Origin of the sequence: Rossellomorea marisflavi, from assembly GCF_001274775.1 — a bacterium.
In the GTDB taxonomy this organism is placed as follows: Bacteria; Bacillota; Bacilli; order Bacillales; family Bacillaceae_B; genus Rossellomorea; species Rossellomorea marisflavi.
In genome coordinates, this window is the sequence record NZ_LGUE01000001.1 from 514,791 (window position 1) to 526,844 (window position 12,054).

10 protein-coding genes are annotated in these 12,054 nt (G+C 47.6%); 8 read left to right on the top strand and 2 right to left on the bottom strand.

Going from position 1 to position 12,054, the window contains the following annotated elements:
- The first annotated feature begins 2 nt into the window (after nt 1-2).
- Complete coding sequence (locus tag AF331_RS02585) at nt 3-842, top strand: TlyA family RNA methyltransferase (RefSeq protein WP_053426626.1); 840 nt, start codon at nt 3-5, stop codon at nt 840-842.
- Between the two features lie 69 nt (nt 843-911).
- Here the strand turns inward: AF331_RS02585 and AF331_RS02590 are convergent, their stop codons facing one another.
- Entirely contained in the window at nt 912-2,519 is a 1,608-nt protein-coding gene (locus AF331_RS02590) for an APC family permease (protein WP_053426627.1), read from the bottom strand.
- A gap of 491 nt (nt 2,520-3,010) precedes the next feature.
- On the opposite strand from AF331_RS02590, the gene ahrC reads away from it, so the two are divergent.
- From ahrC to AF331_RS02620, 5 genes are all read left to right on the top strand, one after another.
- A complete protein-coding gene (gene ahrC / locus AF331_RS02595) occupies nt 3,011-3,463 on the top strand; it encodes a transcriptional regulator AhrC/ArgR (protein ID WP_222115393.1) in 453 nt (150 codons plus the stop codon).
- Nucleotides 3,464-3,582: 119 nt separating this feature from the next.
- On the top strand, nt 3,583-5,283 hold the full coding sequence (gene recN / locus AF331_RS02600) for a DNA repair protein RecN (protein ID WP_053426628.1): 1,701 nt from the start codon (nt 3,583-3,585) through the stop codon (nt 5,281-5,283).
- A gap of 126 nt (nt 5,284-5,409) precedes the next feature.
- A complete protein-coding gene (gene spoIVB, locus AF331_RS02605) occupies nt 5,410-6,687 on the top strand; it encodes a SpoIVB peptidase (RefSeq protein WP_053426629.1) in 1,278 nt (425 codons plus the stop codon).
- A 265-nt stretch (nt 6,688-6,952) separates the two neighbouring features.
- Nucleotides 6,953-7,729 (top strand): sporulation transcription factor Spo0A, encoded by a 777-nt coding sequence (spo0A, locus tag AF331_RS02615; RefSeq protein ID WP_053426631.1) that lies wholly within the window; start codon nt 6,953-6,955, stop codon nt 7,727-7,729.
- A gap of 96 nt (nt 7,730-7,825) precedes the next feature.
- A complete protein-coding gene (locus AF331_RS02620) occupies nt 7,826-8,560 on the top strand; it encodes a glycerophosphodiester phosphodiesterase (RefSeq protein ID WP_053426632.1) in 735 nt (244 codons plus the stop codon).
- Nucleotides 8,561-8,568: 8 nt separating this feature from the next.
- Here the strand turns inward: AF331_RS02620 and AF331_RS02625 are convergent, their stop codons facing one another.
- Nucleotides 8,569-8,808, bottom strand: a complete 240-nt coding sequence (locus AF331_RS02625; protein WP_053426633.1) for a DUF2627 domain-containing protein — start codon at nt 8,806-8,808, stop codon at nt 8,569-8,571.
- A gap of 131 nt (nt 8,809-8,939) precedes the next feature.
- Between AF331_RS02625 and AF331_RS02630 the strand changes: the two genes are divergently transcribed.
- Nucleotides 8,940-11,000 carry a sigma-54 interaction domain-containing protein gene (locus AF331_RS02630; protein WP_053427751.1) on the top strand — a complete coding sequence of 687 codons (2,061 nt, stop codon included), beginning with the start codon at nt 8,940-8,942 and terminating at the stop codon, nt 10,998-11,000.
- Between the two features lie 133 nt (nt 11,001-11,133).
- The gene (gene yqiS / locus AF331_RS02635; RefSeq protein ID WP_053426634.1) at nt 11,134-12,042 is read left to right on the top strand and encodes a phosphate butyryltransferase; all 909 of its coding nucleotides are present in this window, start codon (nt 11,134-11,136) and stop codon (nt 12,040-12,042) included.
- Nucleotides 12,043-12,054 lie beyond the last annotated feature (12 nt).

Sequence of the window (12,054 nt, forward strand, 5' to 3'; positions counted from 1 at the left end):
ACATGAAAGTGAAAAAACAACGATTAGATATACTTCTTGTAGAACAAGGTCTTTTCGAAACACGTGAAAAGGCAAAAAGGGCCGTCATGGCCGGTCTTGTGTACTCAAACGAAATGAGACTGGAAAAACCGGGAGAGAAGATAAGCGAAGATTCACCCCTGACGGTCAAAGGAAAAGTGATGCCTTACGTCAGCAGGGGGGGCTTGAAGCTCGAAAAGGCCCTCAAAGAATTCGATATCACCACAGAAAATAAAGTTCTTCTCGATATCGGAGCTTCGACGGGTGGATTTACCGACTGTGCCCTTCAGAACGGCGCGAAAATGAGCTATGCCCTTGACGTAGGCTACAATCAGCTTGCCTGGAAGCTAAGGAAGGATGAGCGGGTGGTCGTCATGGAGCGCACGAATTTCCGCTATGTGAAGCCGGAAGACCTGGAAGGTGAAATGCCGGATCTTGCCTCCATCGACGTCTCCTTCATCTCGCTCTCCTTGATCCTCCCTGTCTTAAAGACGCTCTTGGTACAAGGGGGCGACTGCATCGCCCTCATCAAACCACAGTTCGAAGCGGGCAGGGATCAGGTCGGGAAAAAAGGTATCGTACGGGATCCTTCCGTCCATAAGGCAGTGATCCAAAAAATCATAGACCTCTCACTGAATGAGGGTTATGATATCGAGGGCCTCTCATACTCGCCGATCACAGGTGGCGACGGGAATATCGAATTCCTGATCCACCTTAAGTGGCAGGGAAGGGAAGAAGGTGTGTCTCATTTAACGGTACCACCGGAAGATGTAATCAAAGAAGCACACACTCAATTCAAATCTGCTCAGAAGAATGAGGAGTAACCATAAGAAAGCGTGGGACCGTTTGGTCCCACGCTTTCTTTGTGGTAAAAGACTATAAGAATCCACGTGTTAATGTGAAGTTTCTATTTTTTCTTTCGTTGTTTCTTCAGGCGTTTCATCATCAGAGTCAATCATGGCTTTCGGTAGACCTGTATACTTGGCCCAGAAGAATATGGCGAGTGAGACGATGGCAATCAGGATCAGATCGGCTGGATTGTCCAGGTACCCTTTTCCGCCGCCAAATGAACCGAAGTATGAGATGATGAGCATGCTAATATAATATCCAACGAGCCACCAGGCTGATTTGAGCTGCTGCGGAAGCTTCACTTTGTCTGTCGGTACATATTTCTTGAATATGAAGTAGACGACGAACATAAGCAACTGAGAGCCCAGCAACCATGAAATGGTCTTCCAACCAGACCAATAGACAATGTACGAAGCAAAGATAAAGGAAATAGGTGCGATGATGTTCATTCCTTTAAGTTTGAATGGCTTCTCCAGGTCCTTTGCATTGACCGAGAAGGTGGCCGATGAAATAGGTGCAATGGCATAAGAAAGGATCAGTGCCACCGAGCAGACATTAACCAGTGCATTCCAAGAAGGGAATGGCAGTGTCCAGAAGATTGAAAGTCCCAATGATAGCCACAGGGAGGAACGGGGAATTCCCGTTACTTTATCCACTTTGGAGAATGTCTTGAATAGCGTACCGTTTCGTGACCAGGCGTACACTAGGCGTGCCGTCGTATTCATGAAAATGTTTCCGTTTCCTCCAGGGGACAGGATGGCATCGAATACCACAAGGGCGGATAACCAACCAAGACCCAAGACAATCGCGATATCTCCGAATGGAAGGGAGAATTCTTCTTGGATTCCGGCCCAACCTACATTGCTGATGGTATCAGTCGGAATAGCTCCGATGAACAATACTTGCAGTGCCGTATAGATCAAGGCTGCAAGGATGATGCAGAGGACAAGGGCGATCGGAATATTCCGTTGAGGGTTTTTGACCTCACTGGCAACCGATACGATGGGATGAAGCCCAAGATAGGCGAACATGACCCCGCCCGTTGCGATGGCTCCTTGGATCCCATCAAAGCCGAATGGTGCGAAAGCTTCAACAGAGAAGTTCGCTGATTTAAAATGGAACGACAATACGACGATGATTGTGATTGGTACAACGTATTTGAAAATGGAAATGATGATATTGGATTTGGCAAAAGCTTTTACGCTCCAAAAATTGAGTAGGAAAAAGGCGATGAGCAACCCGAGTTGGAGCAGCCATCCTCCGATTGTTGGTGATTCAGACCCCGCTTTCGTCAATCCAGGAATCCAATATGCTAGATACTGCCGTACAGCTGTCACTTCAATTGAAATCAAACTGGTGTAAGCAACGATCGTGATGAATGAGATCATGTATCCGACAAGTGGTCCGTGTGAATATACCGGATACCTGATGATTCCCCCCGTACGAGGGAGTGCCGCACCCAGTTCTGCATACACAAGACCGATTAATAGGATGATGACGCCTCCGATGATCCAGGAGAAACTCCCGGCTGGACCCGCCTGGGATGCGACGTTACTGACGGCGAAGAGCCATGCAGATCCGAAGATCGCCCCGAGACCGATTAAGGTGAGGTCCAATAGTGATATCGTCTTTTTAAATTTTCCTTGACTCATAAGTGTAATGTTCCTCCTTCTGTTTAACCCGAACCTAACTTCTTTTTTCTACTCCATCCCCCTGTCTTTTTTATATTTTGCGTTCTAAGCAACGATTCATGTCAGGCTTTCAAATGATGCACAATAGAAATTTTTAAAAATGGGTATTCTTGAATAATAAGTAATATGTGCAATTCCTATAGTCTTATACCCCGTGCTTATATACACTAAACTGTATAGTGGAAGGATTCAAATAGGTAAACGATTGCATTTAAAAGTCTTAAATTTCTTTCTTTTTTCCATAAACAAAACTATATTTGTATATTATTACAATAATGATAAAAAATATTAATATTACATAAAAATGTAAAACCGTCCTGACTTTTCTGATGAAGTGGATAAAGAAGTGATGGATCTGCACGGTTTCTGGTGGATTTGTACAACAAAATAGGCTAACATAAGCGTAGAGGTATAAATATACAGGTTCATTATGGAGTAAGAGGTGTATGGTGATGTTAAATAAGGGTCAAAGACATATAAAGATCAGGGAAATCATCACAAATCGGGATGTGGAAACCCAGGATGAGCTGGTGGACAGCCTAAAGAATGCAGGCTTCAATGTCACCCAGGCAACCGTTTCGAGGGATATCAAGGAGCTTCATCTGGTCAAGGTCCCGCTTATGGACGGGCGCTATAAGTACAGCCTGCCGGCTGACCAGCGTTTCAACCCCCTTCAAAAGCTGAAGAGGACGTTGACGGATGCCTTCGTCAAGATCGATGCTGCAGGTCATATGCTGGTCATGAAGACGCTCCCGGGAAATGCAAATGCCATCGGGGCACTCATCGACAACCTGGATTGGGAAGAGATCTTAGGGACGATCTGTGGGGACGACACTTGTTTGATCATCTGTCGATCCGAAGCGGAAACCGAAGTGATTTCCAAACGTTTCCTTGATATGCTATAAAAGGTTGACCACCCGTTCAACGGGGTAAATTAAATGAAAACAGAGGCACTTTCCAACGTGATTCGGTTCTATCCGGGATGCATGATCGGAAGTGTCTTATTATATGAGGTGAGTATTTCTTGTTACAGGAGCTTTCAATCAAAAATTTTGCCATCATCGACTCGATCGCCCTTTCATTTGAAGAAGGATTGACGGTCCTTTCAGGGGAAACAGGCGCGGGGAAGTCCATTATCATCGACGCAATCCATCTATTGGTGGGCGGGAGGGGATCCTCCGAGTTCGTCCGCCATGGAGAGAAAAAAGCAGAGATTGAAGGGTTATTCCTTTTGGACGATCCCCGTCATCCCTGTCATGCGAAGGCTTCCGAATTCGGCATCGACATCGAAGAGGGCATGATTGTTCTCAGGAGAGATATTTCCAGTACGGGTAAAAGTGTTTGCAGGGTGAACGGAAAGCTTGTGACGATTGCCACCATGCGTGAAATCGGGTCGACCCTCATTGACATCCATGGGCAGCATGAGCATCAGGAGCTTATGAATGAGCACCTTCATCTGACCCTTCTGGATCAGTTTGGGGGGAAGGATATTGCATCGTCGCTCACGGCCTATCTAGATGTGTTTGAAGAATATCAGACCGTGTCCAGACAGCTTAAGCGCTTGAATGAAAATGAACAGGAGATGGCTCATCGCCTGGATCTTATCCAGTTCCAGCAAAAAGAAATCCAGGATGCGGAGCTTCGCCTTCATGAAGATGATGAACTGCAGGATGAAAAGCTGAAGCTCGTCAATTTCGAAAAGCTATATGAAGCCCTTCAGACGTCGTATGACAGCCTGCGAGGGGAAAGAAAAGGTATGGACTGGGCGGGGCTTGCCATGGGTCATCTTGAGACTGCAGCGGAAGTGGACGCCCAGTTTGGTGGGACGCTTGAGTCAGTCTCCTCGGCCTATTACATCCTTGAGGATGCCGCACATGCCATCAGGGCGGAATTGGATCAACTGGAATTTGAACCGGGCAGGCTTGATATGATCGAGTCCAGGCTGAATGAGATCAATGGACTGAAACGGAAGTATGGGTCATCGATCGAAGAGGTGCTTGCGTATGGCTCACGGATCGAAGAAGAAATTGAAACGATCGTTAACAAGGATTCACATGTTCAACAGCTGCAAGATCAGCTGCGCTCCCTTGAAAATGATCTTTCTGTCGAGGCGGAAAATCTGACCATCGCCCGTAAGAAGTGGGCTAAGAAGCTAACGGTCAGCATCCACGAGCAGTTGAAACAGCTATACATGGATAAAACGAAATTCGAGGTCAAGTTCCTGACCGACGGGGATGCTGTAAACCGGAAGTTCAAGAGAGACGGATGGGATGAAGTCGAGTTTTATATCTCGACGAATCCTGGAGAACCGCTGAAGCCCCTTTCGAAGGTCGCTTCAGGAGGAGAACTGTCACGCATCATGCTCGCCCTTAAAACGATCTTCTCCAAGCATCAGGGGATTACTTCCATCATCTTCGACGAAGTGGATACAGGGGTCAGCGGAAGGGTCGCTCAATCGATTGCAGAGAAGATCTATCAAGTGGCCGTCCATTCACAGGTGATGTGCATTTCCCATCTTCCGCAGGTTGCAGCGATGGCAGACTGTCATCTGTTCATCTCGAAGAAACAAGCGAACGGGCGTACGAGCACAAAGGTGAAAAGACTTGAGGAAAATGAGAAAATTCAGGAAATATCACGTATGATTTCCGGTGTGGAGATCACCGACCTTACACTTGAACATGCCAAGGAGCTCCTTCATTTGGCGGGGAGCATCAAAGAGACATGAAAAGCTATCCAATGCGGGTAGCTTTTTTTCATTATTACCAGTTATAAATGTCCTTTCAAAAGGCAAAAGTAAAACTGTAGCCAAATCACCAGTGTGTTTGGATTAGAAGCGAGGAGAGTGAAAGTAGTGAAGTCAGATTCGTTAAGGAAATGCATAGGTGGAATTCTCCTTGTTTCGCTCATTTTTATCGGTTTTTTGGAACCTGTCCAACAGTGGGTGAAAACGCCCACGTTCATTAGGATGATGGAAGGGGATCAAGTTGCTCTCCCCATATCAGCTCCTGCTGCCGCATCTGAAGGGACGGTCCAGCTTTCGTCGAACAACGAACAATTATCCGTGGGAGGCAGCCGGGTCGGCAAAGATGAAGTGGTCTTTGAACTTGCCGGACTCCCCGTCAAAGAAGTCAATGTTGAAGTGCTGAAAGATTTTAAAGTGATCCCGGGTGGACAATCGATCGGGGTCAAATTGAATACCGTTGGCGTATTGGTCGTCGGTCATCATCTTGTGAATACGGAAGAAGGAAAAGTTTCTCCGGGTGAAAAAGCAGGGATCCAGGTTGGGGATATGATCACAGAAATCAATGGAACCAAGATCGAAGAACTTTCCGACGTGGCCCCATTTGTCCAATCCGCGGGAAAAGACCAGGAGTCCTTGAAACTTGTGGTGAAACGAGAGAAAAAAACGATCAAAACCACTCTCCTGCCGGTTAGGGAAAAAGGCGATGCTGCTTATAAGCTCGGCCTGTATATCAGGGACTCGGCTGCTGGAATCGGCACGATGACCTTTTATGATCCACAATCGAAGAAATACGGGGCCCTTGGACATGTGATATCGGATATGGATACGAAGAAGCCGATTGTCGTTGCAGATGGCGAAATCGTCCATTCCGAAGTAACCTCCATCCAAAAAGGGAGCGATGGAAAGCCGGGGGAGAAACTGGCAAGGTTCTCATCCGATCATAAGGTGATCGGGGATATCACGAGGAACAGTCCCTTTGGTATATTCGGGCGCCTGAATCAGAGCATCGAGAATGAGCGGATGGATAAGCCCATGCCGATCGCCCTTTCCCACCAGGTGAAGGAAGGGCCTGCCCAGATCCTTACGGTGGTCGATGGCAAGGAAGTCGAAATGTACGATATTGAAATCATGAGCACGATCCCACAGAAGTACCCTGCTACCAAAGGGATGGTGCTGAAGGTGACGGATCCAAAGCTCCTGAAGAAAACCGGCGGGATCGTCCAGGGAATGAGCGGTAGCCCGATCATTCAGGACGGGAAGGTCGTAGGGGCTGTCACGCATGTATTCGTGAATGACCCCACGAGCGGGTACGGTGTCCATATTGAGTGGATGCTGAGCGAAGCAGGCATCGATATTTACAAAAAAGATCATAGCAGAGCAAGTTGAATGAATCCGGCGCTGAGCAAGCGCCGGATTTTTTCGTGCGTTTGAGAAATGGAAGGATTTCCATTACAATAAAGATAATTCGACAAAAGTTCAGGGTGGAAATCGAATCAGGTCGAAATTCAGAGAAAATGAAAGTAAAACGAAGGAAAAAGAATATATTTCAAGTTTTTTTCAAAAATAAAAGGAAATTAGGTTGCATTGTCGAAAAAGTAATTTACAATAAAAAATAACAGTGAATTTATTTGGACTGAGGAGGAAACGTTTAGTGAAATCGATTAAAGTTTGTATTGTGGATGATAACCGGGAACTCACCTCATTGTTGGAAGATTATATTGCCTCGCAAAATGACTTGGAAGTTGTAGGGATTGCCCATAATGGACAAGACTGCCTTGATCTCTTGGAGGAAGTCGAAACGGACGTACTCGTCTTGGATATCATCATGCCCCATTTGGATGGCCTTGCCGTTCTCGAACGCCTTAGAGAGAGGAAGAATATCCCGAATGTCATCATGCTGACAGCTTTCGGTCAGGAAGACGTGACGAAAAAAGCGGTCGATCTCGGTGCATCCTATTTCATCCTGAAGCAGTTCGATATGGAAAATCTGGTGAGCCATATCCGACAGGTAAGCGGGAAAACGAACCCGATCATCAAGAAGCCTTCCTCCCGAATGAATTCTGATCATAAACCGAGAAATCTTGATGCGAGCATCACAAGCATCATTCATGAAATCGGCGTACCGGCACATATTAAAGGATATATGTACTTAAGGGAAGCGATCTCCATGGTATACAATGACATCGAACTCCTTGGTTCCATCACGAAGGTCCTCTATCCTGATATCGCGAAGAAATACAACACTACCGCTTCGAGGGTCGAGCGTGCGATCCGTCACGCCATCGAAGTAGCCTGGAGCCGTGGGAATATCGATTCCATCTCCTCCCTATTCGGTTATACTGTAAGCATGACAAAAGCAAAACCGACCAATTCCGAGTTTATTGCGATGGTGGCTGACAAGCTGCGTTTGGAGCATAAGGCTTCTTGAAAGGGTAAGTAGAACGTGTGACCCGGTGGATGCCGGGTTTTTATTTTTGTGTGAAAGGGTACCGACCATACATAGAAGAAAAAAGGACGTGAAAGTATGACATTGATCTTTGCCCATAGAGGCTCCGCAGGGACTCATCCAGAGAATACAATGGAAGCGTTCGACGAGGCAGCACGGGTCGGGGCTGATGGGTTCGAAATTGATGTACAGCTTACGTCGGACGGTCAGGTGGTCGTCATCCATGATGAAACTCTCGATCGCACGACGAATGGTAAAGGCTTCGTCAAGGATTTTTCCCTCAAGGATATCCAAAAACTCAAGGCGAACGGAAAATGGAAGATGCTGCGACGGTGCAGGGTGCCTTCCCTGATCGAAGTTTTCGAATGGATGAGGGGGAATGATCTCCTCTGTAACATCGAATTGAAAAACAGTGTCATGGACTATATCGGCCTAGAGGAGAAAATCTTCGAACTGAGCAGGAAATATGGTTATGATGAACGGATCATCATTTCCTCCTTCAATCATTACTCCCTTGTGAAGTGCAGGAAGTTGAATCCGGCAGTGGAAGTGGCAGCCCTTTACTCGAACCGCCTTTTCATGCCATGGTCCTATGCCCGTTCCATCGGGGCAGGTGCCATCCATCCGAATCTTAACGCGGTCACAGATGAGATGATCCTCCAGTCGCTGAATGCGGGGGTTCTGGTGAGGCCCTATACGGTAAATAAGGAAACGTCGATAAATAGACTGTTGCGTATAGAGTGCCCAGCCCTCATTACCGATTTTCCCGAGCGCGCAGTCGGGATCAGGAATACGAATACGAAAAAAAGCTAGCCCGCGGGCTAGCTTTTTTTTGTGAAACGAGGTTGAACTTTGTTCCTTTTCCGGTCCCTGTGTAGAACAAATCCTGCGATGAATCCTAGGCCTGCAACGAAGAAGACCAACCCAAGTACGAATTGCAGCCAGAGGTAAGGTATGGGAGGCTGCAGGATGCCGAAGAGCATGTCCCTCATAAGCTTGATACCGAGCGCTGCAAATGCGCCGGGTATGAGCATGATGATCAAAGCGATAAGGCGTGACATTATGTACATTTCCCCTTTGTATCCACTTACTTGAATTTTACCTCCATCATGAAAATTGTCAAGGTGGCCCTTGTGAGGTAAAATGGAACTGTGAAATATATTGCACGGACAAAGCGATGGGGTGAAGAATGTTGCAGAATGTTCTTATAGTAGGGGGAGGAAAAGGTGGGGTGGCAATCTTGAAAATTCTCCATGAAGCCTCCTCCATGAATGTAGTAGCGGTCATCGATGTGGACAGGCAGGCTCCAGGGGTAAAGCTTGCCGGGGAGTGGGGTATTGCCAGCGGAGATGACTGGCGACCATATCTTGATGCTTCCATCGATATCGTCATCGAGGTGACGGGGGATAGGGAAGTATTCGAAGACATCAGGGATCGACGCGGGAAGAACACTGTGCTCATCCCGGGAAGTGTCGCCTTTCTCATTTCCAAGCTCCTCGAGGAAAAAGAAGAGCTGATCCATGAACTCACAAGTGAATCCTTCAAGCGGGATCTCATATTCAATTCCACGGATGACGGGATGATCGGAATTGATCACAGGGGTAAGATCATCCTTTTCAATCAAAGTGCTCAGCGAATGACGGGGATCAGTGGCGAAGATGCCTTAAACCGGAACATTCTTGAAGTCGTGCCTGAAAGCCGGTTGATCTCGACCATCGAAACGAGGAGGTCTGAAATCAACCAGGAGGTGATTCTCCAGAACGGCTTGAAGATCATTTCGAGCAGGATCCCGATGATCACATCTACGGATGAAGTAATCGGTGCGTTTTCGGTGTTCAAGGATATTACCGAAGTGGTGAACCTTGCTGAACAGATCACGGATCTGAAGGAAATCCAGACGATGCTTGAAGCGATCATCCAATCGAGTGATGATGCCATTTCGGTCGTTGATGAGGAAGGAAAGGGGATCTTGATCAACCCCGCCTATACCAGGATCACGGGACTTTCAAGCGGTGAGGTGATCGGTCAGCCGGCAACTGCGGATATCTCCGAAGGCGAAAGCATCCACCTCAAAGTCCTCAGGACCCGAAAGGCCATCAGGGGGACGAGGATGCGTGTCGGCCCGAAGCGAAAGGAAGTCATCGTCAATGTGGCACCGATCATTGTCAATGACATTCTGAAAGGGAGCGTCGGTGTCATCCATGATATGTCTGAGATCCAATCCCTCACGAATGAATTGGACCGGGCGCGAAGGATCATCCGTACCCTTGAGGCAAAATATATTTTTGACGATATCATCGGGACTTCCGAAGAAATGAAGATTGCCATCGAACAGGCGAAGCTCGGTGCGAAGACGCCGGCGACGGTTTTGCTCCGGGGTGAATCAGGCACCGGAAAGGAACTGTTTGCCCACGCCATACATAATGCAAGCGACCGGAAATTCAACAAGTTCATCAGGGTCAACTGTGCGGCTCTTGCTGAAAACTTGTTGGAGAGTGAGCTGTTCGGTTATGAAGATGGCGCATTCTCCGGAGCGAAGCGCGGGGGCAAGCGGGGTCTTTTTGAAGAAGCGAATAATGGGAGCATTTTCCTTGATGAGATCGGGGAGCTGAGTGCCAACACGCAGGCAAAGCTTTTAAGGGTGCTCCAGGAACAAGAAATCGTCCGGGTGGGAGGAACCAAGTCCATTCCCATAAACGTCCGGGTGATCGCCGCTACGAATGTGAATCTCGAGAAAGGCATGGGGGACGGATCATTCAGAGAAGATCTCTATTACCGACTCAATCGAATGCCGATCCAGATCCCGCCACTTCGTCATCGGAAAGGGGACATCCCATTGATATCCGAGCGCCTCATCGCGAAGATCAATCAGGATTATGGGCGTAAGGTGGAAGGACTGACGAAAAAGGCTTCAGTGAAGCTGATGGAGCATGACTGGCCCGGGAACGTCCGCGAACTGGAAAATGTACTTGGCAGGGCCGTCATATTCATGGAGGCAAGTGAAACCTATATAGATGAAAAGCATCTTTCCTCCATGGGACATACGAAGGAACGCACCACCGAGATCGAGTCGGATCCGGAAGCGACCGATCTGAATGCACGGCTCGAATGGTATGAAAGACATATAATCCAGTCGGTTTTAGCACAACATAAAGGGAATAAGACCGCCACGGCAAAAGCACTCAATGTTTCTGTCAGGAATCTATATTATAAAATTGAAAAGTATAATATTGAAATAAATAGCATGAAATAATTTGCACACCCTGAAAAAACTTGCACGCTTACTTCGAGGTAAATGAAGCGTTTTCACGTTTTTGAAAGTTGGCACGCTTCTTGCGAAGTATAATAGTGGAACCGATAATTGTAAAAGGGGTTGAATCACATACATGAATCTCCAATCTCTAGTAGATCTAGCAACCCGAAAGGAAAATGCCACCGTGGCTGTTGCTGCGGCTGAAGACAAAGAAGTCCTTAAGTCCGTATCCATGGCGGTGGAACGGGGGATGGCAGAGTTCTTACTCTTTGGTGACAGTGAGAAGATCGAAAGGGTCATGGAAGAATCGCAACGCGACCTTCTAAACAGCACCCGGATCAAGGTCATCCATTCACCATCTGTGCAACATGCTGCAGAACTAGCAGTTCAAGCCGTCAATCAAAAAAAAGCAGACGTTCTGATGAAGGGACATGTCTCCACTTCCGTCCTTCTGAAGGCCGTACTGAATAAAGAGTGGGGTCTCAGGACCGGAAATGTGCTATCGCATGCAGCTGCCTTTGAGGTGGAAGGTTTCGAAAACCTCATTTTTGTCACCGATGCAGCCATGAACATCTCACCGGACCTTGGGCAAAAGGCCCAAATCATTCAAAATACCGTTTCAGTTGCCCGGTCCATCGGAATCGACCGGCCTAAAGTGGCTCCTCTGGCAGCCGTCGAGGTCATCAATCCTCAAATGCAGGCCACACTGGACGCTGCATCCCTTACGGTAATGAACCAAAGGGGACAGATCAAAGATTGCCTGGTGGACGGGCCGCTCGCCCTTGATAACGCCGTTTCATCGATTGCAGCCGGGCAAAAAGGAATTGTCAGCGAGGTCGCTGGAAATGCGGATATCCTCCTGGTGCCAACGATAGAATCAGGAAACATCCTCTATAAGTCCCTCATGTATTTCGCAGGGGCAAAGGTGGCTGCCGTCATATCCGGAGCCAAAGCACCAATTGTATTAACATCCAGGTCGGACCTGGCTGAGAGCAAGCTATACTCATTGGCACTCGCCATCTGCTCTTCTGAAAACCGCTAACACAATTACACT